The organism is Klebsiella sp. 1SOBk5mer (assembly GCF_046603115.1).
In the GTDB taxonomy this organism is placed as follows: Bacteria; Pseudomonadota; Gammaproteobacteria; order Enterobacterales; family Enterobacteriaceae; genus Klebsiella; species Klebsiella quasipneumoniae.
Genome location: NZ_JBKIUU010000001.1, coordinates 1095483 through 1118981, shown reverse-complemented (window position 1 = coordinate 1118981; position 23499 = coordinate 1095483). Strand labels below are relative to the sequence as shown.

20 protein-coding genes and 1 pseudogene are annotated in these 23499 nt (G+C 61.6%); 13 read left to right on the top strand and 8 right to left on the bottom strand.

Going from position 1 to position 23499, the window contains the following annotated elements; translation table 11 throughout:
* Position 1: 1 nt before the first annotated feature.
* The 6 genes from ACLH1U_RS05510 to ACLH1U_RS05485 form a co-directional block, all read right to left on the bottom strand.
* A complete protein-coding gene (locus ACLH1U_RS05510; protein ID WP_072199069.1) occupies positions 2 to 676 on the bottom strand; it encodes an O-methyltransferase in 675 nt (224 codons plus the stop codon).
* On the bottom strand, positions 677 to 2056 hold the full coding sequence (locus tag ACLH1U_RS05505; protein ID WP_065805697.1) for an efflux transporter outer membrane subunit: 1380 nt from the start codon (positions 2054 to 2056) through the stop codon (positions 677 to 679). It abuts the gene before it with no gap.
* Complete coding sequence (locus ACLH1U_RS05500; RefSeq protein WP_032452665.1) at positions 2053 to 3138, bottom strand: HlyD family secretion protein; 1086 nt, start codon at positions 3136 to 3138, stop codon at positions 2053 to 2055. The genes ACLH1U_RS05505 and ACLH1U_RS05500 overlap by 4 nt, the downstream gene beginning before the upstream one ends.
* A 28-nt stretch (positions 3139 to 3166) precedes the next feature.
* Positions 3167 to 4819, bottom strand: coding sequence for an MFS transporter (locus tag ACLH1U_RS05495; protein ID WP_060590855.1), 1653 nt, complete (start codon positions 4817 to 4819; stop codon positions 3167 to 3169).
* Positions 4819 to 5250 (bottom strand): MarR family winged helix-turn-helix transcriptional regulator, encoded by a 432-nt coding sequence (locus tag ACLH1U_RS05490; RefSeq protein ID WP_023289469.1) that lies wholly within the window; start codon positions 5248 to 5250, stop codon positions 4819 to 4821. The genes ACLH1U_RS05495 and ACLH1U_RS05490 overlap by 1 nt, the downstream gene beginning before the upstream one ends.
* Before the next feature lie 134 nt (positions 5251 to 5384).
* Positions 5385 to 6299 carry a LysR family transcriptional regulator gene (locus ACLH1U_RS05485; protein ID WP_411299116.1) on the bottom strand — a complete coding sequence of 305 codons (915 nt, stop codon included), beginning with the start codon at positions 6297 to 6299 and terminating at the stop codon, positions 5385 to 5387.
* A 100-nt stretch (positions 6300 to 6399) separates the two neighbouring features.
* Between ACLH1U_RS05485 and ACLH1U_RS05480 the strand changes: the two genes are divergently transcribed.
* From ACLH1U_RS05480 to ACLH1U_RS05450, 7 genes are read left to right on the top strand one after another with little or no spacing between them, the layout of a single operon-like run.
* Positions 6400 to 7398 (top strand): aldo/keto reductase, encoded by a 999-nt coding sequence (locus ACLH1U_RS05480; protein ID WP_023289471.1) that lies wholly within the window; start codon positions 6400 to 6402, stop codon positions 7396 to 7398.
* 48 nt (positions 7399 to 7446) lie between these two features.
* Positions 7447 to 8634: an MFS transporter gene (locus ACLH1U_RS05475; RefSeq protein WP_023289472.1), complete on the top strand. Its 1188-nt coding sequence runs from the start codon at positions 7447 to 7449 to the stop codon at positions 8632 to 8634.
* Positions 8631 to 9695 carry an aldo/keto reductase gene (locus ACLH1U_RS05470; protein WP_023289473.1) on the top strand — a complete coding sequence of 355 codons (1065 nt, stop codon included), beginning with the start codon at positions 8631 to 8633 and terminating at the stop codon, positions 9693 to 9695. The genes ACLH1U_RS05475 and ACLH1U_RS05470 overlap by 4 nt, the downstream gene beginning before the upstream one ends.
* A 60-nt stretch (positions 9696 to 9755) precedes the next feature.
* Positions 9756 to 11240 (top strand): FAD-dependent oxidoreductase, encoded by a 1485-nt coding sequence (locus ACLH1U_RS05465; RefSeq protein ID WP_374014185.1) that lies wholly within the window; start codon positions 9756 to 9758, stop codon positions 11238 to 11240.
* Positions 11241 to 11242: 2 nt separating this feature from the next.
* A complete protein-coding gene (locus ACLH1U_RS05460; RefSeq protein ID WP_023289475.1) occupies positions 11243 to 12448 on the top strand; it encodes an acetyl-CoA C-acyltransferase in 1206 nt (401 codons plus the stop codon).
* Between the two features lie 13 nt (positions 12449 to 12461).
* Positions 12462 to 13247 carry an AfsA-related hotdog domain-containing protein gene (locus tag ACLH1U_RS05455; protein ID WP_023289476.1) on the top strand — a complete coding sequence of 262 codons (786 nt, stop codon included), beginning with the start codon at positions 12462 to 12464 and terminating at the stop codon, positions 13245 to 13247.
* Entirely contained in the window at positions 13228 to 13881 is a 654-nt protein-coding gene (locus ACLH1U_RS05450; RefSeq protein WP_374014184.1) for an HAD family hydrolase, read from the top strand. The genes ACLH1U_RS05455 and ACLH1U_RS05450 overlap by 20 nt, the downstream gene beginning before the upstream one ends.
* 62 nt (positions 13882 to 13943) lie before the next feature.
* On the opposite strand, the gene ACLH1U_RS05445 is transcribed toward ACLH1U_RS05450, so the two are convergent.
* Both ACLH1U_RS05445 and ACLH1U_RS05440 read right to left on the bottom strand, forming a co-directional pair.
* The gene (locus ACLH1U_RS05445; RefSeq protein WP_023289478.1) at positions 13944 to 15218 is read right to left on the bottom strand and encodes a Glu/Leu/Phe/Val family dehydrogenase; all 1275 of its coding nucleotides are present in this window, start codon (positions 15216 to 15218) and stop codon (positions 13944 to 13946) included.
* A 212-nt stretch (positions 15219 to 15430) separates the two neighbouring features.
* Positions 15431 to 15577: pseudogene (locus ACLH1U_RS05440) on the bottom strand (hypothetical protein).
* 169 nt (positions 15578 to 15746) lie between these two features.
* On the opposite strand from ACLH1U_RS05440, the gene ACLH1U_RS05435 reads away from it, so the two are divergent.
* Genes ACLH1U_RS05435 through ACLH1U_RS05410 form a run of 6 tightly spaced genes read left to right on the top strand, consistent with a single transcriptional unit; the run spans position 15747 to position 23258 of the window.
* A complete protein-coding gene (locus ACLH1U_RS05435) occupies positions 15747 to 16952 on the top strand; it encodes a bifunctional succinylornithine transaminase/acetylornithine transaminase (protein ID WP_374014696.1) in 1206 nt (401 codons plus the stop codon).
* An 18-nt stretch (positions 16953 to 16970) separates the two neighbouring features.
* The gene (gene astA, locus ACLH1U_RS05430) at positions 16971 to 17993 is read left to right on the top strand and encodes an arginine N-succinyltransferase (RefSeq protein WP_168443674.1); all 1023 of its coding nucleotides are present in this window, start codon (positions 16971 to 16973) and stop codon (positions 17991 to 17993) included.
* Positions 17984 to 19450 carry a succinylglutamate-semialdehyde dehydrogenase gene (gene astD / locus ACLH1U_RS05425; protein WP_374014183.1) on the top strand — a complete coding sequence of 489 codons (1467 nt, stop codon included), beginning with the start codon at positions 17984 to 17986 and terminating at the stop codon, positions 19448 to 19450. Before astA ends, astD begins: the two co-directional genes overlap by 10 nt.
* Before the next feature lie 21 nt (positions 19451 to 19471).
* Positions 19472 to 20812, top strand: coding sequence for an N-succinylarginine dihydrolase (gene astB, locus ACLH1U_RS05420; protein WP_032452675.1), 1341 nt, complete (start codon positions 19472 to 19474; stop codon positions 20810 to 20812).
* Positions 20813 to 20822: 10 nt separating this feature from the next.
* Entirely contained in the window at positions 20823 to 21818 is a 996-nt protein-coding gene (gene astE / locus ACLH1U_RS05415) for a succinylglutamate desuccinylase (RefSeq protein ID WP_032452676.1), read from the top strand.
* 9 nt (positions 21819 to 21827) lie between these two features.
* Positions 21828 to 23258 carry an amino acid permease gene (locus ACLH1U_RS05410; RefSeq protein WP_032452677.1) on the top strand — a complete coding sequence of 477 codons (1431 nt, stop codon included), beginning with the start codon at positions 21828 to 21830 and terminating at the stop codon, positions 23256 to 23258.
* Positions 23259 to 23499 lie beyond the last annotated feature (241 nt).

Sequence of the window (23499 nt, the reverse complement as noted above, 5' to 3'; positions counted from 1 at the left end):
CTTAAGCGTTGACCCACGCCAGGGTAAAGCCGTCCCAGCCTTTCGTGCCCACGGTTTGCAGCGCCGTTGCCGTCAACCGTGGCTCGGCGCCCATCATCTCAATGAACTGACGCACGCCCTGAACGCGCTCGTCGGCGCTCTGTGGGTTGACCACTTCGCCGTCGCGTACCACGTTATCGCCAATAATTAAGGTTCCCGGGCGGGAATAACGCAGCGCCCAGCGCAGATAATGGGGGTTATTCGGCTTATCGGCATCGATGAAGATCAGGTCGAAAGCGGGACATTCGCCAAGCGCCTCCAGGGACTGTAGCGCGGGCCCCTCCCGCAGCGTGACCCGCTGGTCAACACCCGCCAGCTGCAGATTCTCCCGCGCCACGCGGGCATGATGCGCGTCGGCCTCCAGGGTGAGGAGTTGGCCGTCGGCAGGAAGCTCGCGCGCCATCCAGATGGTGCTATAGCCGCCGAGGGTGCCGATCTCCAGGATCCGCTTAGCCTGGGTAAGCCGTACCAGCAAGGCGAGAAACTGACCCTGATTGGCGGCGACATCGTGTGCCGGGAGCCCGGCACGATGGTTGTTTTCCAGTACCCGATCGAGCATAGGATCGCTGGGAATTAAGGCCTCAATCAAATAATTGTCTACTGCAGACCACTGTTGTTGCATATGACGCTTCCCCATTTAGCTCCCTGATGAGTCAGACCAGCCGCCTCCCAGCGCCCGGTATAGATCGATCTGCGCCAGCAGCAGGTTATTCTTCACCTGTACCACGCTAAGCTGGGTGGAGAACAGCGTTCGCTGGGCATCAAGCACATCCAGATACGAAGAGTAGCCGTTACGGTAGCGGTTCTGCGCAATGCGCAATGTTTCTTCCGCCACCGCCTCCTGCCCCTGCAGTTCGGTCAGCTGTTCGCCGTAGCGGCTAATGGCGTCCAGGCTGTCATTGACCTCTTTAAACGCGCCGCGCACCGTTTTCTCATAGCTGTACAGCGCCTGGTTGCGCTGGGCCATCGAGACATCCACCTGGGCATTTAACGCCTGGCGGTTAAGCAGCGGCGCCAGGATGCTACCGCCAATGCTCCAGAGTCGCAGCGGGTTGTCCAGCAGATCCGGCAGCGTCCGGTCCTGCAGGCTGCCGGTGGCGGTCAGGTTGATAGACGGCAGCAGCTGCGCCTGGGACGAGGCCAGGGTGGCATCGGCGGCGACCAGCTGACGCTGGGCCTGTACGATATCCGGGCGGCGGTTGAGCAAGGTGGACGGCAGCTGCGAGGGCAGACGCAGCGGGGTGAGCCCGGCGAATTCGCCGCGTTTTATCGCGCCGGGGTTATCCCCCAGCAGCACGCTGAGGGCGTTTTCCTGCTGCGCAATCTGGTGCTGCAGCGGCGGGAGCTGCGCCCGCGTGGAGCGCAGCTCCGAATCCGCCTGCATCAGCTCAAGGCGCGAGGTATACCCGGTTTCATACTGACGTTTGGCCAGGCGCCAGGCGTCTTCCCGCGCCTGGAGCGTCTGCTGCGTGACCCGCAGTTGCTCATCCAGCGACAGCAGCGTCACGTAGCCCACGGCCACCGAGGCGGCGACGCTCAAATTGGCCGCGTCGGCAGCGGCTTTCTGCGCCTCGAGGCTGGCCCCGGCGGCGCTGGCCGCGCTGCGGTTCGCGCCCCAGATATCGACATCATAGCTGGCGGTCAGGCCGCCTTTATACACCGTACTGTGGATCGGCAGGCCGGTGGCGGCGGACTGCGCGCGGGCGCGGGTGCCGGTCAGGCTGGCATCCAGCGAGGGAAAAAGACTGCTGTCGGCGGCATACGCCCGCGCCTGATACTCATTCACCCGCTCGCGGGCGATCAGCACATCGCTGTTATAGCGCAGCGCCCGGTCGACATACTGATTCAGCGCGCTGTCATGAAAATTGCGCCACCATACGCCTTCCACCGGGCTGGCAGGGCCAACGTCGGCCCGCCAGGCGGCAGGGATGGCGAGCGTCGGCTGGGCGCGCTGCACATCGGCGGACTGACAGCCGACCAGCGCCAGGACGATGGCAAGGGTGACCGGGCGGATCATGGCTGCTTCTCCGCGCGGGTATCAATGGTCACCTGCACCGACATGCCGGGGCGCAGGCGCTCGCTGTTGCGTTGCCCCTCGTTAACCGTGATGCGTACCGGGATGCGCTGGGCGATCTTGACGAAGTTGCCGGTGGCGTTGTCCGGCGAAATGGCGCTGAACTCCACCCCGGTCGCCGGGGAGATACTCTGCACCTTGCCGTGGAAGGTCTCGCCGTTGAGCGCGTCAACGGTGAAGGTAACCGGCTGGCCGATACGCACATCGGCCAGCTGGGTCTCTTTCAGGTTGGCGATCACCCAGTGCTGCGGCGGCACCAGCGAAGTCAGATGGGTTCCGGCGCTGACGTAAGCGCCAAGACGCACCGAAATCTGCCCCAGCTGGCCGCCGGTGGGGGCGATGATCTGCGTATTCTGCAGGTCGATCTGCGCCAGCTCGAGGGCGGCTTTGGCGCTGGCCACGTCGGCCTCCAGTGAATCGCGATTGACGATGGTCGATTCGCGGTCCTGGCGCGACATCTCCAGCGCCGCTTTCGCCTGTTCAATATCCGCTGCTCCCTGGGCGGCGCTGGCGCGGGCGGAATCCCGCTCGCGGATCGACAGCGATCCATCGGCGGTCAGCTCCTGCACCCGTTTTAAATCCGCCTGGATTTTCAAATTCTGCGCGCGGGCGTTTTGCAGCGCGGCTTCATTTTTGGCGATCGTCGCCTCGGCGCTTTTGCGCTGCTGCAGGTTGTTGCGCAGCGCCGCCTCCTTCATCGCCAGGGTGGCCTGGGCCTGGTGCACCCGCTGCTTATAGATGCGATCGTCTATCTGGAACAGCACCTCGCCCGGCTGAACGATGGCGAAATCCTTGACGTTGACGGCAGTGATGTAGCCGTTGACCTGCGGACTGATAAAGGTGGTCTGCCCGCGCACGTAGGCGTTGTCGGTAAACTGGCTATGGCGGGTGAACGGCGGCAGTTGCCAGGCATAGAGGATCACCAGTACGCCGACGAGGCCTATCGCCGCGGCGGTAAAAATGGAGACCACGCGAATGTTGTTCCGGGTGTTGGCCTGTTGTTTGGCCGCATCCTGCTGACTCATAACGACTCCAGAGATGAAATGATGATAATTATTTGCTGCCGGTGGCGCGTTTTAAGGCGATACGGGCGGTCAGTCGTAAGCGAATTAAGCGCCAGAAAACCCACACTAACGTCCCGGCGGAGATCGCCGCCGTCAGCAGATAGGTGTCATTCCAGGCGAGAATATTGGCCTGCAGCGTCGCGGCGTTTTGCAGCAGGGTGGTGGCCTGAACGTTAAGCAGCGTGCTGTCGCCGATCTGGCTCTGGTACATCTGGCTGTACTGCTGCAGCCGCTCGACGATCAGCGGGTTGAGCGTGGTGATCTGGTCCGCCAGCTGGCTGGAGTGAAATTTCTCCCGCCAGGTCTGGAAGGTGCCGAGTATCGCCGACCCCAGCAGACCGCCGATGTTCTGGCTCATGCCGAACAGCACCGAGAAGCTCACCAGGTTGCGCGGATCGGCGAACACCCCGCCAATGCCGGCGAGCATCGCCGGCGCCAGAAAGAAGGCGCTGCCGAAGCCAAGCAAAAACTGGCTGAACATCAGCTGTTCCGGACGGGTGAGGGCGTTGGACTGGCTGTCGAGCAGCGAGGCCACCATGATCAGCGCCAGGGCGGTGGCGGTCGGCCAGTAGAGCTTCTGCGGGTTAAGCGTCAGGCAGCTGGCGATGATCCCGCACAGAATGCCGGCGAAAATTGACCACGCGAGGTTGATCATCTGTTCGTTTTGCAGGCCAACGTACTGCAGCCAGCCGATCACCCCGGTATTCTGCTCCGCCAGCACGATGCGGATCAGCAGCATAATCAGACCGAGGCGCAGGATACTGCCGCTGGAGAGCCATTTGGTATTGAGCAGGGGATTGCTGCGGTTATGCTCAAAGGCGATGGCGGCGACGATCAGCACCACCGCCGCGGCCAGCGACCAGCCGATCCACGGCGCTTCGAACCACCACTCGAGCCGCCCCAGCGAGAGCACCGCGCAGACCAGCGCCATGCCGGGGGCCAGCAGGAAAAAGGTAATAAAATCCTTCTTCTCGAACACCTTTTTACGATCGCTCGGCGGCAGCTTCAGGGCGATGACGCAGGCCAGCGACACCAGCGCCAGCCCCAGCTCAAAGAAGTAGAGCCCGCGCCATTCATCGATCTGCAGCAGCTCGGTGGAAAAGAGGCGCGCCAGCGGAATGGCCAGCGACGAGCCGGTGATACCGATAGTCAGCCCTTTCAGGCGGTGGCGTGCGGGCCAGGCCTGCACCTGATAGTAGATCCCCAGCGAGCTGAGCGCCGCGGCCACCATGCCGTGGGCGGCGCGGACCATCATCGCCGAGCTGAGATCGTTGACGAACAGGTGGAAGAAGGTGACCAGCACATAGAGCACCAGAAAGCCTTCGGTAAAGGCGCGCAGCCCGAACTGCTGACGAAATTTCACCAGCAGCAGGTTAATGGAGACATTGGTCATGACATACACCGCCGGTAGCCAGGCGATCTCCGTCGACCAGGCGGCGAAGGTGCCCTGCAGCAGCTGCAGATTGGCGGTGACCACCGCGTTGCCCAGCGCGCCGGTGAGGCACACCAGCAGCCCGACCACCCCGTAGGCCAGGCGCTTCGCCGGGCTGTGCAGCGGCGTCGATGGCGAGCCGAGCAGGGCCGGTTTTTCATGCGGCGCCCAGTCATGAGGGACGTAGGGGTTACTCTGGCGACGGGGCATTATTTCTTCTCCACTTCGCGCAACAGCTTTTCCAGCACCCGCTGAGTTTGTTCCCGCTCCTGCGGCGTGATCGCCGTCAGGATCTCTTCACGCAGATCGTCCGCCACCGTTTTGACCTGCTCGAAGAGGGCCTGCCCCTGGTCGGTGACCACCAGCAGCCGCTTGCGTTTATCGCGGTCGGTGGTGACGCGCTCCACCAGGCCGAGGGCCACCAGACGGTTGATCAGCGGCACAATGGTCGGGCTCTCCACTCCCAGCTCCTGCGCCAGTTCGCTTTGCGACAGCGGCTGGTGGTGGCGGGCGATGGCGGCGACCGCCACCCAGCTGGCCTGGCTGAGACCGAGGTTTTTCAGCCGACGATTAACCGCCAGCCGCCAGTGATGGGCGGTCAGATATAAAAGATGGGAGAAGTTAAGCTGTCGATGGTCCATAGGTCGTCTACCAAAATCGTTAGAGCTCTAACGAGTTTATGTCTGACAACCGGCGGAATTCAAGGGAAAGGATAAAAAAGGGTTAACGGTGTGTGCGTTTATTGTGGCGACAGGAGGATACCCCCTCAGGCCATTTACTCATGGAGGATGCTCTTATTCTGCGCCATCACCCAGGTGATAAAAGCGCGCAGGGGCGCGGGAATATGTTTGCGACTCGGATAGTAGACGCAGAAATGATCCGCCGGGTAGCGGTAGCTGGGTAATAAGCGAACCAGGCTGCCGGCGTTCAGTTGCGCGGACACCAGCGACTGATAGACAAAGGCGATCCCCAGTCCGCTCTCCGCCGACTGGATCATCGCCGTATCGGAATCGACGACCAGATCGCCCTTGACGGCGACTTCGCCTGGCTCGCCGTCGGGGCTGATAAATTCCCACCGGTACTTTTCGCCGCTGGGAAAACAGCGGTTGATGCAGCGGAAATTGACCAGCGACTGCGGGGTGTCGGGCGCTCCGGCCTCGTGGAGATAGTCCGGGCTGGCCACCGGGATCAGCGACAGCTTCTCGCCAAAGGGGATGGCAATCATATCTTTGGGCACGTCCCGGGAATAGCGAATGCCAGCGTCAAAACCGGACTCGATAATATTCACTTTCCGATCGGTGGTAAACAGCTCCAGCGTCACGTCAGGATAGGCGGTTTTAAAAGCAATAAAATAGCGCTGAAAGAAAAGGTCGAGAACAATGCGCGGTAAATTGACTTTCACCACCCCTTCCGGGGTCAGACGGTGATAATTCAGACTGTCGACCACCCGGCGATAATCATTCACCACCGGCGTCATATTATTAAGAAATTCCTCACCCACCGCGGTTAAAGACAAACTGCGCGTCGAGCGATTGAGCAGGCGCACGCCTAATTTTTCTTCCAGATGATTAATAGCGCTGGTGAGGGCCGGCGGTGAAAGATTTAATGCTCTGGCAGCTTGCCGAAAACTGCCATGTTTCACTATGAGTATTAATATTTCAATTTGTTGCAAATCAGGCAACGTTTTCATTGTTAATTTCCAGCTAACACCGCGTTCGGAATAGATTAATTGTTATCAATGTAAAAGGGAAGTATATATTTAATAACATTCAGCACGTAAGGAAAATAAGGTGAAAACACGTTATCTCGGAAAAGAGAAGTTCCAGGTTTCCGCATTGGGTCTCGGGTGTATGGGAATGAGTTTCGCCTATGGCGGCGCTGAGGAGTCGCAGGCGATAAATACCATCCATGCCGCAGTGGACATGGGGGTGACCTTCCTGGATTCCGCCGAAGTGTATGGGCCTTTTGACAATGAAGTCCTTGTTGGGAAAGCGATTAAAGGCATCCGCGATAAGGTGCAGATTGCCACCAAATTTGGCTTTCGTATTCTGCCGACCGGCCAGGGGCTGGAGCGGATGGCCGGCGTCGACAGCCGTCCGGAACATATTCGCGAGGCGGTGGAAGGGTCGCTGAAGCGGCTGAATATCGAGACCATCGATCTGCTCTATCAGCACCGCGTCGATCCCGCGGTGCCGGTGGAAGAGGTGGTGGGCACCATGGCCGACCTGGTCAAAGAGGGTAAAATTCGCCATATCGGGCTGTCGGAAGTGTCAGCCCAGACGCTGCGCCGGGCCTGCAAGGTGCATCCGATCGCTGCGGTGCAGACGGAATACTCGCTATGGACCCGTGAGCCAGAGGGCGGCATCCTCAAGGCCTGCCGCGAGCTGGGCGTGGGCTTTGTCCCTTACAGTCCGCTGGGCCGCGGCTTCCTGACGGGCCAGATCACCGATCCCGGCGTCTTCGCAGCCGATGATTTTCGTCGCAATCTGCCGCGCTTCCAGGCCGAAACCATGCGCAAAAACCAGCAACTGCTCGACCGTCTGCAGCAGGTCGCCAGCCGCTACGAGGCCACCCTGGCGCAGATGGCCCTCGCCTGGGTGATGAGCAAAGGGGAAGATATCGTGCCGATCCCCGGGGCGCGAAAAATGAACCATCTGCGCGATAATGCCGCTGCGGCCGATATTATGCTCTCCCCTGAGGATATTCTCGCCATCGATCATATTTTCGCTCCCGAAAACGTCGCCGGATTACGCTATAACCAGGGCGACTTTAATTTAATCGATAAATAATCTCCTGATACGCTCCTCCCGCCGGTCTGGCGGGAGATAAGGTAACTTATGACTATTGCTGTTTCCCGTCCGGCGGGATTGCCTGCGGCGGTGTATGCGCTTTCCGTGGGTTCATTTGGTATTGGCACCACCGAATTTGTGATTATGGGTTTATTACTCGATGTAGCCCATGACTTTCATATATCCATTACGCTCGCCGCCTGGTCTATTACCGCTTATGCCTGTGGGGTGGTGATTGGCGCGCCGCTGCTTACGCCGCTATTAAGCCGTTATCGCAAAAAACCGGCGCTGTTATTTTTAATGATCTTATTTTCCATTGGAAATTTAGGCTGTGCGATCGCCGGTAATATGACCATGCTAATTATTGCCCGGGTAATAACTGCGTTCGCTCACGCCTCGTTCTTCGGAATAAGCTCGGTCTATGCCGCGGAACTGGCGCCGGTGGATAAACGGGCTTCGGCGGTCTCCGCCGTGTTTCTCGGCGCCACCCTGGCCAATATTCTGGGCGTGCCGCTCGGCGCCTGGGTGGGGCAGTACCTTGGCTGGCGCTATACCTTCTATATGGTCACGCTGATCGGCATTCTCTCCGCCCTGGCGGTGATCGCCCTGGTGCCTGGCCGTCAGGCGCAGCCGTCGGCCCAGAGCCGGATCCGCGATGAGCTGAAGGTGCTCCGTCATCCCGCGGTGCTGCGCAGCCTGCTGATCACCGCCCTCGGGTTCTCCGGCGTCTTCGCCGCCTTCACCTACATCGCGCCGATGCTGAAAACCGTCACCGGGATGAGCGACCACCTTATTCCTCCGGTGCTGATGCTGTTCGGCGTCGGGATGGTCGCCGGGAATCATCTTGGCGGCCGACTGACCGACGGCGGCGTCCGCCGGGCGCTGCTGCTAACTCTCGCCTTGCTGAGCGTCGTCCTGTGTCTTTTTCCGTGGGCGATTCAGACGCTGCCCGGCGCCTGCGCGGCGGTGTTTCTGCTGGGGGCGGCGATGTTCTCCACCATTCCGCCGCTGCAGATGCAGGCCCTGGACAGCAGTGAGAGCGGCAAAAGCATGGTCTCTTCGTGCAATATCGCCGCCTTTAACCTCGGCAATGCCGGCGGCGCCTGGTTTGGCGGGCTGCTGCTCGCCTCCGGCGTTTCTCTCTCGCACATTCCCCTGGCCGGTGCTTGCCTGACCGCCAGCGGATGGGTTATCGCTAGTGTGACGTTGTCACCTTTAAAAGGAAGTCAAGCATGAAGTATCGATATTTAGGTTCCACCGGGCTGTCGGTTTCGGAGCTCTGTTTTGGCGCCATGACGTTTGGCGAGAAAGGGGCCTTTCTCGGCGCGCCGGGGCGCAACTGGTCGGAATTCGGCGTGGTGCCTGAGCAGACGGCCTACGATCTGGTGTACAAAGCGCTGGACGCCGGGATTAACTTTTTTGATACCGCGGACTGTTATAAGAACGGCCAGGGCGAAGAGCTGCTCGGCAACGCGCTGAAGGGAAAACGCCAGCAGGTGATTATCGGCACCAAAGGACGCTGGCAAACCGACCCCAACCCGAACGCGCTGGGGGCGTCGCGCTACCATATCATCAATGCCGTCGAGGCCAGCCTGCAGCGGCTGAAGACTGATTATATCGATATCTATCACCTTCACGGGTTCGATCCGCGCACCGCGCTGGAGGATACCCTGCGCACGCTGGATACGCTGATCCGCGCCGGGAAAATTCGCTATATCGGGGTCTCCAACTACGCGGCCTGGCAGCTGGCGAAGGCGCTGGGGATCTCGGAGCGCCTTGGGCTGGAGAAATTCTGCGTCTATCAGGGCTATTACAATATCGCCGCGCGTGAACTGGAGCATGAGATTATCCCGCTCAGCGTCGATCAGAACGTCGGCATCACCGTCTGGAGCCCGCTGGCCGGGGGCTTTCTCACCGGCAAATACCCACGCAATCAGGCGTTTCCCGAGGGCAGTCGCCTGGCGAACGCCACGCCGTTCGAATCCGCGCCGATCGCCAACCGCGAGCAGGCCTGGCAGACCCTGGAGGTGATGCAGGAGATTGCCCGCCAGCGCAACGCCAGCGTCGCGCAGGTGGCGCTCAACTGGCTGCGTACCCGTCCGGGGATCGCTTCGCTGGTGATCGGCGCGACCAAACTGGCCCAGCTGGAGGATAACCTGGCGGCGCTGAACTGGACGCTGAGCGACGAGGAGACGGCGATCCTCAACAGCGTGAGCGAGAAAGAGAAACCATACCCCTACTGGCATATCTGCAATGTCGCCGGCGATCGTCGTCTGGCCGATGATATCTATCCCTAATCACCCTACACCCAGGCAACACGCGTATGCCCCGCACGGGGCATACAGAGAGGCTCGATCGTGAAAAAAGTACTCATTGTTGGCGCCGGCCCGGTAGGGTTAATTATTGGCTGCTATCTGAATAAGTATGGAATTGATTTTGATATCATTGATAAAAATACCCACAGCACCACCTGGTCCAAAGCGCTGAGCGTCAGTCCGGCGACCATTAAAGCCTTCCACGGCTTAGGCCTTGCCGGAGAACTGATCGCCCAGGGAAAGCAGGTTCAGTCAGTCTACGCTTACTATAAAAACCGCAAATTCCTGCATATCGATAACCGCCGACTCGCCACCTGCTACCCCTTCCATGTCAGTATCCCGCAGCCGCGGACGGAGAAGATCCTCGAAACGGCGTTGGCCGACGCCGGGCGGGTGGTAAAACGTGGGCACCAGCTGGTCTCCTGGCGCCGGGAGGGGGAACGCTATCACGTCTCCCTGCTCGACGATGCCCGCCGGGCCTGTTCCGCCGCTTATGACTATATTATCGGCGCCGACGGCGCGGCCAGCACCGTCCGCGAGCTGGCCGGGATCGGCTTTAGCGGTCATGACTATCCGCTGCATTTTGTGATGGCGGACGTGCAATTCGACCGCGCGGCGGCGCTCCCGGGAACCTCCTACCATATTGATGAGCAGGGCTTTTTGATTTTCCTGCCCATGCCGGACAATCAGGTCAGGATCGTGATTAAAAAAGCCGGGCGCCTGCCGACGGCGCGTCCGGTGCCGGACCTGCAAGAGATCAACGCCGCGCTGGCGCGCTACTGCCCTCAGGTGCCGCCCGCGCAGACGCTCACCTGGTCTTCCAGCGCCAATTTCTATAACCGCATCGCCGATGACAATCTGCAGCATCATATTATGCTGGCGGGAGATGCCTTCCACCTGTTCAGTCCCATTGGCGGGCAGGGGATGAACACCGGCGTCCAGGATGCGGTGAACCTCGCCTGGAAGCTGGCTTTCTATCTGCACGGCGCGGCCACTGACCGACTGCCGGCGTCCTATCGCGCCGAGCGCTTCGCGGCGGTGAGCGGTGTGCTGCGCTCCACCGATCGCGATACCGGCCTGATTGCCGGTCTGGTGCCGAGAAATCATATCGACGGGGTCTACTTTCCGGAGTTTTGCAACCGTCACTACTATCGTCACCAGCTGCCGCTGCAGTACGCCGGTTTCACCGCGACGCAGGCGCAGCGCCCGGACGGCCTGGCAGGGCACCATGTTCCCTGGTACGTTTTTGCCTCGCCGCAGGCGATGTTTCGCAACAGCTATGACGTCTTCGCCAGCGGTAAGGTGGTGATCTTTTCCGCCCGCGCCGTTTGTCCTCCTATGTCCCGCCTGAAGCAGGCCGGCTGGTTTATATTCTGCCCCCTCGAACCGGCGGACGAGGCGTTTCTCGAAGCGCTACAGATCGGCCCCGATGACTATGCGGTGGTCAATCCCGATGGCTATGTGGGCTTTACCGGCAGCGAAGCCGGGACACGGCAGTATCTTTCCTCGCTCTACGTAATGGAATAATCATGAACAAAGTCTATATCGTCGCGGCCTGCCGTACGCCGGTGGGGCGCTTTCTTGGCGCCCTGAAAACGGTCTCCGCGGTGGAGCTGGCCGCGCTCACCGTCAGGCACAACCTGCAGCAGGCCGGCATTGACCCGGCGTGGATCGATGAGGTGATCTGCGGCTGCGTCCTTGCCGCCGGGCAGGGGATGGGACCGGCGCGTCAGGTTGCGCTGCGGGCGGGGATCCCGGTGCAAAAGCCGGCTTACACCCTGAATATGATCTGCGGTAGCGGCATGAAAAGCCTGACCGAAGGGGCGATCCATATCCAGAGCGGTTATGCCGACCTGGTGGTCGCCGGCGGAATGGAAAATATGAGTCAGGCGCCGTTTTTGCTGCGGGGAGAGATAAGGGGCGGGATGAAATTCGGCGCGTTCAGCAGTGAAGATGTGATCCAGCGCGACGGATTAACCGATCCGCTGCTGCAGATCCCGATGGGGGAAACGGCGGAGGCCATCGCCGCGCAGGAGCAGATCTCGCGCGCGGCGCAGGACCAGTATGCCCTGGAGAGCCATCACAAAGCCTCCGCCGCCAGCCGCGCCGGCTATTTTGCCGATGAGATGGTGCCGGTGACGGTCAGCGCGAAGCGGGGCGTCAGCACGGTCCGCGAGGATGAGCCGATCCGCCATGATCTTAGCGCCGAGCAGCTGGCGGCGTTGAAACCGGCCTTTCGCGCTGACGGCAGCGTCACGGCGGGCAATGCCTCCGGGCTGAACGATGGCGCCGCGTCGGTGATCCTCGCGTCGGCGCGCGCCGTTGCCCGCTATGGCCTGCAGCCGCTGGCGGAGATTGTCTCCTTTGGCGAGGGCGGCGTCGACCCGTCCATGATGGGGCTTGGCCCGCTGCCGGCGATAGCGTGCGCCCTGCGCCGCGGGCGTTTTCAGCTCAGCGATATGGCCCGGCTGGAGATCAACGAAGCCTTTGCCGCGCAGGTGCTGGGGGTGGTCAAGGGACTGGCCAGAGCGCATCAGATGACGGAGGAGGAGATTGCTTCCCGGCTGAACGTCCACGGCGGCGCGATCGCCCTCGGCCATCCGCTGGGCAGTTCCGGGACGCGGATTGTGGTCAGCCTGGTGCACGCGCTGCGCCGGGAGAATCAACCGACCGGCCTGGCGTCGCTGTGCATCGGCGGCGGGATGGGGATTGCGTTACTGGTGAAAACGATCTGAGGAGACAAGCGCCATGGAAAAATTAATTGTAGTGGGTGAGAAATTTACCGATTTTGCCCGGCGGCATGAGAATGTGCTGACGGTGAATGAGTTTGAGCGGTTTGTCTGGAGCGGCGAGCTGGCCGGGGTCGATAAAATCGTTATCGGTCAGGGGGTACAGCTCGACGACATCTCCCGCACCATCTGCATTATTCGTCAGCACTATCCGGACACAATGCGCCAGATCGTCAATCTGCAGGATCTCTATTATCAAAACAATCGCGATCATCAGCGGCTGGTACATAAACGTAAAAAAGCGAATATCCTCATCACCTCGCCGGAAAAACGAGATGAGGATAGCTATTGCGCGCGCCTGATCCTGCAGGATGCCTCGGAGCTGCTCTGCGACCACCAGACCGGGCAACATATTCAGGGGATGGTGCTGATCGAGGCGGCGCGGCAGACCATCATCGCCACCACGGAAAAATTCCTGCTGGCGGAGGCCGGCGTGGCGATGGCGGAGAAGTACTTTACCCTGAGCTCGCTGCAGGTGGCCTTTTCCTGCTTTGTTTTTCCGCTGCCGGTGACCATCGTCCTCAACGTGGTGTCGCGCAAAAGTTCAGCCCATGGCCGCTTCACCTGTGAATGCTCGGTGGGGTTTGACCAGACCGGCACCCGCAAAGCGGAAGTTGGCTTTAGCTTCAGCGTCTATGACCTTAACTACATCACTCGCAAAGAGTGCGAGCAGGCGGCGCAGTGCCATCAACATTATCTGGTCAGTATTGAGCAGGGGGACGGGGATGAGCATCGCCTTTTTTGATGTGGATGAAACGCTGATTACCGGCAAAAGTATGTTCCTGTTTCTGCACCGCTATGCCGCGGAATATCCGCTGCAGTGCGGTTTGACGGCCGCGGCGATTGTCCGGCAGCTGCAGGCGCTCAGCGAAGCAGGTCAGCCGCGGGAGGCGATCAACCGCTACTATTACTCGCTGTTTCGCCACGAGTCGCGCCCCCGGGTGCGGGCGGTCGCCGAGAGCCTGTATCGCGAAGGCGGATATGGTTTTCACCGCGAGGTGGTGGCGCGCCTCAGGCAGCACCAGGCGCGGGGGGATGACGTGGTGTTTGTCTCCGGGTCGATGACCGACATTCTCTGGCCGGCGATGGCGGCGCTGGGGGTGGAGCATGCCCTGTGCTCAGAGCCGGTCGTGGTGGATGACCGCTATACCGGCGAGCTCTGGCGGACCGCCATCGGCGAACACAAGGCGGCGCATGCCCAATGCTATGCGCAGGAACAGGGCCAGCCGCTGGCGGCATGCTACGCCTTCGGCGATCATTTCTCGGATCTGCCGCTGCTCGCCGCGGTCGGCCACCCCTGCGCGGTGAATCCCTCTCCGGGGCTGCTGGCGGAGGCGCAGCGTCGGGGATGGCCAGTGCTGTGGTCCACCGGCGGCTGACGGCGCGACGGCAAAAAAAAGGGGTGGCGCAATGCCACCCCTGATTCACTCCCTGACGGGGATCAGCCCGGGTAGATGCCGCGGTCTTTACGCGCCATCAGGATGCGCTCGCAGGCCACGATATAGGCGGCGGTACGCAGGGTACATTCTTTCTCGGCCGCTTTATCGCAGACGTGAATAATGGCGTCGGTCATGATGCGGTCCATCTTGGCGTTGATCTCCTCTTCGCTCCAGAAGAAGCTGGCCATGTCCTGCACCCACTCAAAGTAGCTGACGGTCACCCCGCCGGCGTTGCAGATAACGTCCGGCACCACGATCACCCCGCGCTCGGCCAGCACATCGTCCGCTTCCGGATAGGTTGGGCCGTTAGCCCCTTCCAGCACCAGTTTGCAGCTTAGCTTCTCAGCGCGCTCGCGGGTGATTTGCCCTTCCAGCGCCGCCGGGATCAGGATGTCCATCGGGGTGGTCCAGAACGCCTCTTTATCGATCTCCTGGGCGCCCGGGAAACCGGCGATCTGCTTTTTCTCCGCCTGCCAGGCGGTGAGGGCGGCCATATCAATCCCGCCTTCGTTGTACAGGGTGGCGGTGTGATCCTGAATGACCACTACGCGGGCGCCGACGCCGGCGAACAGGCGCGCCGCTTCGCTACCGACGTTACCAAAGCCCTGCAGCGCCACTTTAGCGCCTTCAATTTCGATGCCGGCGCGACGGGCCACTTCCCGGCCGGTGACGAACACGCCGCGTCCGGTGGCTTTTTCACGACCGAGGGAGCCGCCGAGGTGGATCGGCTTGCCGGTGACCACGCCGGTGATGGTGGTGCCATGGTTCATGGAGTAGGTGTCCATCATCCACGCCATCACTTTGCCGTTGGTGCCAACGTCCGGCGCCGGAATATCTTTCTGCGGCCCGATGATAATGCCGATTTCGCTGGTATAGCGGCGAGTCAGGCGTTCCAGTTCACCTTCCGACAGCGAGAAGGGGTCGACGCGGATGCCGCCTTTGGCCCCGCCGTAAGGAATATTGACCGCGGCGCACTTAATGGTCATCCAGGCAGAAAGTGCCATGACTTCGTTAAGATCAACATCCGGATGGTAGCGAACACCACCTTTACCCGGCCCACGCGAAAGATTGTGCTGAACGCGATAGCCCTCGAAGTGGCGAATGGTGCCGTCGTCCATCTGCACAGGGATGTCAACGATCAGCGCACGCTTCGGATGGCGCAGGGTTTCCACCCAGTAGGCAAGATCGCCGAGATAAGGCGCGACACGGTCGATCTGGCGCAGGTAGGTGGTCCATGGAGATGTACTACTTTCAGATGCGTAAGATAACTTTTCCATAAGAGTCCTGTTTCTCAGTGTTATTTATGTCGTGTAAAACCGTGGAATAGCTACAGCAGTAAACTCTGTGCAATGAATGGTATCACCAATTTTATAAAGCGGTATTTGACGGCAATTCCGATTTTTAAATTTTTGTTAGAAATTTTATTTTTTAAGTGAATAACTACGCACGAGAACCACCCGCAAGCTGTGCATTTTAATTCACTTTTTATTCACTTAAGTGCATAAGAAAATATTTTTTCTATGTTTTTCATTATCTTGATGATCTTCAAAAAGTGAATAAATTGCGTTTCCCCATATTGACAATCTTATTGTTCACAGGCCAGCATTAGCCCACACAACAACATGGCGTTAACCATGAATTAACAAATACCCGTAAAAAGAATAGGGCTTAAGTTTTCTGTGGTGAATATTTTTACCATCGCAGCGGGCGCGCTCGTGCCCAAAATAAGCCGAGGGTCAGGGTTAATGTCGATTGTCCAACGCGGCGGGAGCGTTTTCCGTCGTCTTACGTTCCGGAGATGAATGATGTCAGGCAGTATGACTCGCGAAGATTTTGACGCTTACCTGGTTCCCTGTTTTGCCCCCGCGCCGTTTATTCCGGTGAGGGCGGCGGGCTCCCGCGTCTGGGACCAGCAGGGGAAAGAGTATATCGATATGGCCGGCGGCATCGCAGTGAACGCCCTCGGCCATGCCCACCCGGCGCTGACTGAGGCCCTGCAGGGTCAGCTGGCGAAACTGTGGCATATCGGCAATGGCTATACCAACGAACCGGTGCTGCAGCTGGCGAAAACCCTGGTGCAGTCCACCTTTGCCGACAAGGTGTTCTTCTGCAACTCCGGCGCTGAAGCGAACGAGGCGGCCCTTAAGCTGGCGCGGAAATATGCCCACGATAAGTTCGGCGGTGAAAAAAGCGAAATCATCGCCTTCAACCACGCCTTCCATGGCCGCACGCTGTTCACCGTCTCCGTCGGCGGCCAGCCGAAATATTCCAGCGATTATGCGCCGCTGCCGCAGGGCATTACCCATCTGCCCTATAACGATATCGAGGCGGTCACCGCGGCGATCTCCTCACGTACCTGCGCGGTGATCGTCGAGCCGATTATCGGCGAAGGCGGGGTGATCCCGGCGGACCCGGCGTTCCTCCAGGCGCTGCGCGCCCTCTGCGATCGCCATCACGCCACCCTGATATTCGATGAGGTGCAGACCGGCGCCGGGCGTACCGGCCATCTCTACGCCTACCAGCATTACAACGTCGTCCCGGACATCCTCACCAGCGCCAAAGGGCTGGGGGGCGGCTTCCCGATCGGCGCGATGCTGGCGAAAGAGGCCTGGGCGCAGGTCTTCCAGCCAGGCACCCATGGCACCACCTTCGGCGGTAACCCGCTGGCGGCGACCGTCGCCAACGCCGTGCTGGCCCATCTGGATGCGCCGCTGCTGGCGGGCGTCGGCGAGCGCCATGCGCTGATCGTCGCCCAGCTGAATGCCCTCTCTGCCCGCTACGATGCGTTCAGCGCCGTGCGCGGCGCCGGTCTGCTGATCGGCGCCGAGCTGGCCGGACCGCTGCGCGGGAAGGCCAAAACCCTGACCAACCTGGCGGCGGAAGAGGGGGTGATCGCCCTGATTGCCGGTCCGGACGTGCTGCGCTTCGCGCCGGCGCTCAATATCCCGCTGGCGGATATTGCGCAAGCCTTCGTGCGCCTTGCTCGCGCCGTTGCCCGCTTAACCCGCTAACCGGGAGGACGGCCTGTGATGCTATTTCGTCCCGTAAGGGAAAACGATCTTGACGACATCGTCCGCCTTGCCGCGCGGGCGGGGGTCGGCATGACCTCTTTACCCCATGATGCCGGGCGCCTGGCCGCCCGGATACGCCGCAGCATTGACACTTTCGCCGGCGCGCTGCCGCGCGGCCAGCAAGGCTTTCTTTTTGTGCTGGAAGACACCGCGCTGGAGCGGGTGGTGGGGGTCAGCGCCATTGAGGTGGCGGTGGGCCTGGACGAGCCCTTTTACAATTTTCGCATTCAGAAAACGGTTCGCGCCTCGAAAGCGCTGGGGGTCTATAAGCCTCAGGAGCTGCTCAATCTGAGCTATGACCACACCGGTCACAGCGAGCTGTGTACGCTGTTTCTCGACCCCGGGTATCAGCGCAACCGCAACGGTCTGCTGCTCTCCAAGGCGCGGTTTTTGTTTATCGCCGCCTTCCGCGAGTGGTTTTCGCCGCACCTGTTTGCCGAACTGCGCGGCTGCAGCGATGAGCAAGGGCAGTCGCCGTTCTGGGATGCGCTGGGCCATCACTTCTTCGAGATCCCGTTCGCCGATGCCGACCGGCTGACCGGCACCGGCATGAAAACCTTTATTGCCGAGCTGATGCCGGCGTACCCGATCTATATCTCGCTGCTGCCGGAGAATGCCCGTCAGGTCATCGGTCAGGTGCATCCCAACACCGCCCCGGCGCGGGCGATCCTCGAGAAAGAGGGGTTCAGCTGGCGCGGCTCGGTGGATATTTTCGATGCCGGTCCGGTGCTGGAGGCGGAGACCGATCAGATCCGCGCCGTGCGCGACTGCCAGTGCCTGCCGGCTGAGCAGCTGACGGGCACGCTGTCGGCGCCGACGCTGGTCGCCAACGGTCAGTTCGACAATTTTCGGGCGCTGCTGGTGGCCCACGAAGAGCAGGTCTCACTGGACGCCGCCGCGCTGGATGCGCTGCAGGTCACTGAAACCGACCGCGTTTACACGGTAACCCTGAACCCAGAGGAAAACAGATCATGGCGGTAAAAGCACAGTTCATAGCCGGGCAGTGGCAGCCGGGCAGCGGCGCTACGATGAGTAAACTGGCCCCGGAGGATCAATCTCTGCTGTGGCAGGCGGCCAGCGCGGGGGCCGACGACGTCCAGGCGGCCTGCGCCGCGGCGCGGGCGGCGTTTTATCCCTGGTCGCACCGCCCGCTGGCCGAGCGTATTGACGTCGTCCAGCGTTTCGCCGCGCTGCTGGAGACGCACAAAGAGGCGCTGGCGACCTTGATCTCCCGGGAGACCAGCAAGCCGCTGTGGGAGACCCGCACCGAAGTGCAGGCGATGATCGGCAAAGCCGCCATCTCCGTCGAGGCCTATCACCAGCGGACAGGCTTTCACGAGTCGACCCTGCCGGACGGTAAAGCGCAGCTGCGCCACAAGCCGCACGGCGTGATGGCGGTCTTCGGTCCCTACAACTTCCCGGGCCATCTGCCCAACGGGCATATCATTCCGGCGCTGATCGCCGGTAACACCGTGGTGTTTAAACCCAGCGAGCTGACGCCGGCCACTGCGGAACTGACGGTCCAGCTGTGGCAGCAGGCGGGCGTCCCCGACGGGGTGATTAACCTGCTGCAGGGCGGGAAAGCCACCGGCCAGGCGCTGCTGGAAAACCGCGATATCGACGGCGTGCTGTTCACTGGCAGCGCGGCGGCGGGTTTCCACTTCCATCGCTACTTCGGCGGTCAACCGGAGAAGATGCTGGCCCTCGAGATGGGCGGCAACAACGCGCTGATCGTGGCCGACGTGGCCGATGTCGATGCGGCGCTGCATGTGATTATCCAGTCGGCGTTTATCTCCGCCGGACAGCGCTGCACCTGCGCGCGCCGGCTGATCGTTCAGCGCGGCGAGCAGGGAGATGCGCTGCTGCGCCGACTGGTGGAGGCCAGCGAGCAGATCCGCGCCGGGAAATGGAATGACCAGCCGGCGCCGTTTATGGGCGGGGTGATTTCTCTTGAGGCGGCGCAGAGCATGCTGGCGGCGCAGCAGAAACTGGAGGCGCTCGGCGGCAAGGTGCTGCTGCGTATGCGCCAGCCTGACCCGCACTCCACGGTGCTGACCCCGGGGATCGTCGACGTCACCGGTATCGAGGTGCCGGATGAAGAGTACTTTGGTCCGCTGCTGACGGTTATCCGTTACGACGACTTCCCGGAGGCGATTCGCCTCGCCAACCAGACCCGCTATGGCCTGGCCGTGGGGCTGATCTCCTGCGATGCGGCGCAGTTTGACCAGCTGGCGGACGAGGCGCGAGCCGGGATCGTCAACTGGAACAAGCCGCTGACCGGCGCTTCCAGTAAAGCGCCGTTTGGCGGGGTGGGCGCCTCCGGCAACCACCGGGCGGCAGCGTGGTACGCCGCCGATTACTGTGCCTGGCCGATGGCCTCTCTGGTCAGCGACACGCTGACGCTTCCGGCGAACGTATCGCCGGGCCTGCCATTCTGATAACGGATCCTGTGAGGACATATGTCTGGTTTTGAAGCTAACTTTGATGGCCTGGTCGGCCCGACGCACCACTACGCCGGACTCTCCGTCGGCAATGAAGCCTCGCAAAATAACCGCGATGGTCTCTCTAACCCGAAAAAGGCCGCGCTGCAGGGGCTGTATAAAATGAAAGCCCTGGCCGATCGCGGATTCGTGCAGGGGATCCTGCCGCCGCAGCCGCGGCCGAACCTGCGCCTGCTGCGCGACCTGGGATTCGAGGGCAGCGATGAGCAGGTCATCCGCCAGGCGGCCCAGGCGGCGCCGCAGCTGCTCTCCGCCTTCAGCTCCGCCTCGTCGATGTGGACCGCCAACGCGGCGACCGTTTCGCCGTCGGCGGACAGCGCCGATGGCAAAGTCCATTTCACTGTCGCCAACCTGAACAATAAGCTGCACCGCATGCAGGAGGCGCCCACCACCTCGGCGATCCTGCGCGCCACCTTCGCCGATCCGCGCTTCTTCGCCCACCACGCGGCGCTGCCGCAGCATGGCGACCTCGGCGACGAAGGGGCGGCCAACCATAACCGCTTCTGCCGGGAGTACGATCGTCAGGGCGTGCAGCTGTTTGTCTACGGTCGACGCGCCAGCGGCGGCATCGCCCCGGTGAAGTATCCGGCGCGGCAGACCCTGGAGGCCAGCGAAGCGGTGGCCCGTCTGCACCAGCTGGATCCGCGCTATACGGTGTTTGCCCAGCAGGCGCCGCAGGCTATCGATCGCGGCGTGTTTCATAACGACGTTATCGCGGTCAGCAATCGCCATGTGCTGTTCCACCATCAGCAGGCGTTTGTCGATCAGTCGACAGTATTGGCGACGCTGCGGGCAAAAAGCGACCGTCTCGATATCCCGTTTACCAGCGTGGAAGTGCCGGACGAGCGGGTGTCGCTCGATGACGCCGTGGCCTCCTATCTGTTCAACAGCCAACTGCTGAGCAAACCCGACGGCAAGATGCTGATCGTGGTGCCAGAGGAGTGCCGGCAGCGGGAAAACGTCTGGCGCTACCTGGGCGACCTGGCGGCCGACAGCGCGTCGCCGATCGATGAAGTGGCGGTTTTTGACCTGCGGGAAAGCATGCGCAACGGCGGGGGCCCGGCCTGCCTGCGGCTGCGGGTGGTGCTCAACGAGGCGGAGCGCGACGCGGTCAACGCCCACAGCCTGATGAACGACGAGCGTTACCAGCAGCTGACGGCGTGGGTGGAAAAACACTACCGTGACCGGCTGCACGCCCGCGATCTGGCGGACCCGCAGCTGCTGCGCGAGGTTTATCAGGCGCTGGATGAGCTGACGCAGATCCTGCGTCTGGGCCCTGTCTATGATTTTCAGCGTTAAGGAGCGGCAGATGGAGCATCTGGTTAACGATTTACTGCACTGTCGCCTGCAGGAGTGGACCTTTCCGGCGGACATTGAGGCCCGCTGGCTGGGCGAGGGCATCCTGCAGCTGCTGCCGTCCACGCCGTGGCGTCAGGCGACGATCCTCTCCGCTGGCGTCCATGGCAATGAGACCGCGCCGACCGAGCTGCTGCTGCAGCTGACCCACGATCTGAGCCAGGGGCGGCAGCCGCTCACCCAGGCGCTGCTGATCGTCTTTGGTAACCTGCCGGCGATCCGCGCCGCGCGTCGCTATCTGCACAACGACCTCAATCGCCTGTTCGGCGGCCGCCATCTGGCGGTCTCCCCGGGCAATGAGTCGCGGCGGGCTTTTGCCCTCGAGCAGGCGGTGCAAGCCTTCTATCGCGCCGCCGATGCGGCGGGGCCGGTCAGCCGCAGCCATCTCGATATGCATACCGCCATTCGCGGGTCGCTGTATCGCCAGTTTGCGTTGCTCCCGGCCCACGCGGAGGATTTTTCGCCCGGCTTCTACCAGCTGCTGCAGGCCAGCGGGATGGACGCCATCGTGCGCCATACCGAAGCGGGCGGCACCTTCACTCATTTCACCTGCGAAAAATTCGCCGCGCAAAGCGCCACCCTTGAGCTGGGAAAAGTGATGCCGTTCGGCGCCAACGATCTCAGCCTGTTCGCCGCTGCCGACGCGGCGATCCGGGCCTGGATTTCTGACGCGCCGCTGCCCCCGCGCGACAAAGCGCCGGTGGATTACTTCCTGGTCGAGGAGAGCATCATCAAGCGCGAAGGGGAATTTACGCTCAATCTGGCGGCCAACGTCGAGAACTTCACCGCGCTCCCGGCAGGGTATGAGATCGCCCGCCAGGCAGAGAAACGGTGGGTGGTGCAGGCCCGGGCCCCCTATATCCTCTTTCCCAATGCCGGGGTCGCCACCGGCCAGCGCGCCGGGCTGCTGCTCCGCGCCGCGGCGCTTCGCCTCCCGCAACCAGCCTGAGGAAACACCATGACTGAACATCAACATCAGGCGCCATCTGCCGCCGGAGGTGAAGGCGCGTCACAGCTTAAGCGCGGGCTTGGCGCCCGCCATATCCAGATGATCGCCCTCGGCGGCGCCATCGGCACCGGGCTGTTTATGGGGGCGGGGCGTAACATCGCCGTCGCCGGCACCTCGATTCTGGTTATCTATGTGCTGGTCGGGTTCTTTACCTATATGGTGATGCGGGCGATGGGGGAGCTGCTGCTCACCCGCCATGACTACCGCTCGTTTGCCGACTTTGTCGGCGAGTATCTCGGACCGCAGGCCAGCTTTTATCTCGGCTGGACCTACTGGCTGAGCTGGGTGGTGACCTGTATCGCCGACGTGGTGGTGTGCGGGAGCTATATGCAGTACTGGTTCCCCGAGCTGTCGGCGTGGATGCCGGCCCTCAGCATGCTCGCTATCCTGTTCCTGCTCAACCTGCTGTCGGTGAAAATGTTTGGCGAGGCGGAGTTCTGGTTCGCCCTGATCAAGGTGATCACCATTATCGCCCTGATCGCCACCGGCGGCTGGATGATTGCCACCGGCTGGACCTCTCCGGACGGCGTGACGGCTTCTCTGAGCCATCTCACCGACCCGACGGCCTTTATGCCTCACGGTATCACCGGCTTTTTCGCCGGCTTCCAGATAGCGATCTTCTCCTTTACCGGCATCGAACTGCTGGGGACGATGACGGCGGAGACCCGCGATCCACAGCGCATTTTGCCCAAGGCGATCAATGCCCTGCCGCTGCGGATTATCATCTTCTATCTGCTGTCGATGGTGGTGATCATCGCTGTCGCCTCCTGGCCGGGAGTGTCGGCGGAGACCAGCCCCTTCGTGACGCTGTTTGCCAAAGCCGGGCTGCCCGCGGCGGCGGCGGTGATTAACTTCGTGGCGCTGACCTCGGCGATGTCCTCGGCCAACAGCGGGGTCTTCTCCAGCACCCGCATGCTGTACGGCCTGTCGGTGGAGAAGCATGCGCACTGGCAGTTCCGCATTCTGTCGCGCAGCACCCGCATCCCGGTGCGCAGCCTGCTGTTTTCCTGCTTCTGTATGCTGATCGGTACGCTGCTGCTGTTCCTGGTGCCGAATGTGATGACCCTGTTTACCATCGTCTCGACCCTGGCGGCGATTATGGTGGTGTTCAGCTGGGGGATGATCCTCGTGGCCTATCTGGTTTATCGCCGTCAGCGTCCGGACCTGCACGCCGGTTCGATCTTTAAGATGCCCTTTGGCGTGGCGATGAGCTGGGTGAGCCTGCTGTTCTTCGCGTTCGCCATCTTCATCATGATCTTTGACCCGGACACGCTGCTGGCGCTGCTGGCTTCTCCGCTGTGGTTTATCGCGCTGTGGGCCTTCTGGAAGCTGAAGCAGCGGCGCGAGGGGCAGCTTCAGCTGGACAATCAGAGCGCCTGACACCCGCCGGCCCTGGCGGCCGGCTACAAGTCGTCTTAACCGTTGTTCTCGTTTGTCTGCCCGGTGGCGGCTGGCGCCTTACCGGGCCTACTGTCTTACTGAGCCTGGGATGAGCGGTTTCCCACGTGGCGCGAACTCCCTGTAGGCCCGCGCAAGCGCAGCGCCGCCGGGCGGGATACTCGGCTCCGCAGCGGCTTTACTGCCCGGTGGCGGTTGGCGCCTTACCGGGCCTGGATGCTTA

Bases quoted from the DNA above. Each gene is read 5' to 3' on its own strand.
- ACLH1U_RS05435 (WP_374014696.1), top strand. From the start codon at position 15,747: ATGTCAGGCAGTATGACTCGCGAAGATTTTGACGCTTACCTGGTTCCC.
- ACLH1U_RS05505 (WP_065805697.1), bottom strand. From the start codon at position 2,056: ATGATCCGCCCGGTCACCCTTGCCATCGTCCTGGCGCTGGTCGGCTGT.
- ACLH1U_RS05490 (WP_023289469.1), bottom strand. From the start codon at position 5,250: ATGGACCATCGACAGCTTAACTTCTCCCATCTTTTATATCTGACCGCC.
- ACLH1U_RS05445 (WP_023289478.1), bottom strand. From the start codon at position 15,218: ATGGAAAAGTTATCTTACGCATCTGAAAGTAGTACATCTCCATGGACC.
- ACLH1U_RS05460 (WP_023289475.1), top strand. From the start codon at position 11,243: ATGAACAAAGTCTATATCGTCGCGGCCTGCCGTACGCCGGTGGGGCGC.
- astA (WP_168443674.1), top strand. From the start codon at position 16,971: ATGCTATTTCGTCCCGTAAGGGAAAACGATCTTGACGACATCGTCCGC.
- ACLH1U_RS05410 (WP_032452677.1), top strand. From the start codon at position 21,828: ATGACTGAACATCAACATCAGGCGCCATCTGCCGCCGGAGGTGAAGGC.
- astE (WP_032452676.1), top strand. From the start codon at position 20,823: ATGGAGCATCTGGTTAACGATTTACTGCACTGTCGCCTGCAGGAGTGG.
- ACLH1U_RS05450 (WP_374014184.1), top strand. From the start codon at position 13,228: ATGAGCATCGCCTTTTTTGATGTGGATGAAACGCTGATTACCGGCAAA.
- ACLH1U_RS05470 (WP_023289473.1), top strand. From the start codon at position 8,631: ATGAAGTATCGATATTTAGGTTCCACCGGGCTGTCGGTTTCGGAGCTC.
- ACLH1U_RS05495 (WP_060590855.1), bottom strand. From the start codon at position 4,819: ATGCCCCGTCGCCAGAGTAACCCCTACGTCCCTCATGACTGGGCGCCG.
- ACLH1U_RS05485 (WP_411299116.1), bottom strand. From the start codon at position 6,299: ATGAAAACGTTGCCTGATTTGCAACAAATTGAAATATTAATACTCATA.
- ACLH1U_RS05510 (WP_072199069.1), bottom strand. From the start codon at position 676: ATGGGGAAGCGTCATATGCAACAACAGTGGTCTGCAGTAGACAATTAT.
- astB (WP_032452675.1), top strand. From the start codon at position 19,472: ATGTCTGGTTTTGAAGCTAACTTTGATGGCCTGGTCGGCCCGACGCAC.
- ACLH1U_RS05500 (WP_032452665.1), bottom strand. From the start codon at position 3,138: ATGAGTCAGCAGGATGCGGCCAAACAACAGGCCAACACCCGGAACAAC.
- ACLH1U_RS05455 (WP_023289476.1), top strand. From the start codon at position 12,462: ATGGAAAAATTAATTGTAGTGGGTGAGAAATTTACCGATTTTGCCCGG.
- astD (WP_374014183.1), top strand. From the start codon at position 17,984: ATGGCGGTAAAAGCACAGTTCATAGCCGGGCAGTGGCAGCCGGGCAGC.
- ACLH1U_RS05475 (WP_023289472.1), top strand. From the start codon at position 7,447: ATGACTATTGCTGTTTCCCGTCCGGCGGGATTGCCTGCGGCGGTGTAT.